Origin of the sequence: Pseudoalteromonas sp. SR45-6, assembly GCF_014163545.1 — a bacterium.
GTDB lineage: Bacteria > Pseudomonadota > Gammaproteobacteria > Enterobacterales > Alteromonadaceae > Pseudoalteromonas > Pseudoalteromonas rhizosphaerae.
This window is the reverse complement of sequence record NZ_JACJDM010000147.1, coordinates 1-1001: the sequence shown is the minus strand read 5'-3', so window position 1 is coordinate 1001 and position 1001 is coordinate 1. Positions and strand designations below refer to the sequence as shown.

General features: G+C 38.3%; 1 protein-coding gene. It reads right to left on the bottom strand.

The genetic code is table 11. The features are described 5' to 3' along the window. The coding region (locus tag H5158_RS22585; protein WP_182740971.1) for a hypothetical protein at positions 1-947 on the bottom strand (947 nt) is incomplete at its 3' end. Positions 948-1001 lie beyond the last annotated feature (54 nt).

Below are 1001 nucleotides of genomic sequence, written 5' to 3'. Positions count from 1 at the left end.
TTATCTGAGAAAAAATAAGTATCTGCTTTTCTTGGTGATATAATGCGCTTACTGGGGTCCGATAAGTTAATCCAGTAATTTTGCGACGCCCCAAGACCTTCTGATAAAAAATAAATATAATCGCCGAAGGGAGATACCTTAAAACTACGCATAGAAAGGTGGTTGTTATAGCCTAAATCAACCTTCTCTATCACATCGCCATTAAAATCATGCAACCAATACTCATTTTTTTTATGTGCTAAAAAAGTTTGACCATCTGGCAATAAATACAAGCCATTAGAGTAAATAATTGGTCGCTCAGTAAGTGTTTTAGTCGGTACATGATAGTTATAATGTTTACCACTGACGTAAAAAATCACATTCTCACTGTCTTTAGTCCAGTTAAAATGGGCATAGCCATAACCTTCGCTCATTAAAATAAACTGCTGGGTTTTAGTATCCCAAAGCTCACGTGTATAGCCAAGTTCATTGTTGTACATTGATATTGCGATATACCGGTTATCAGGAGAGCGCACCGGTTTATGACCGTCGACCATATTCTTACCCGTAAATACGCTTTCTGGAATAATCCTACGCCTGTCAGAGCCATCCATGCGCGCTGAAAACAACGTTTCTATACCTATCCACTCAACCTCAGCTCTAAATAAAATACGCGGAGCTGAAAACGTTTCTTCATCGCCATACACCTCATTGCGCACCTCTTTAGGCCATTCAGAGTGGTATGTGTGGCGATACGCCAATTTATCTTTACTAAATCGTCTGGGTTGCTCTTCAACAACTTGTTTTTCTGATGTTTTAACGTCACCACCACAGCCAGTTAATAGCAATGTAGTAATACTTAGTAATATCATGGCGCTGCTTCGCGCGCTTTTACTAAACGCCTTTATATTCGTTATGCTGTGTAAAAGCGGTTTAAAACGGGCTGTGTTTTCTGAGATTAATGACATGGGTAATCCTAGTATATATGGTGTAAATTTATTAATAGATTTATCTTATAAATC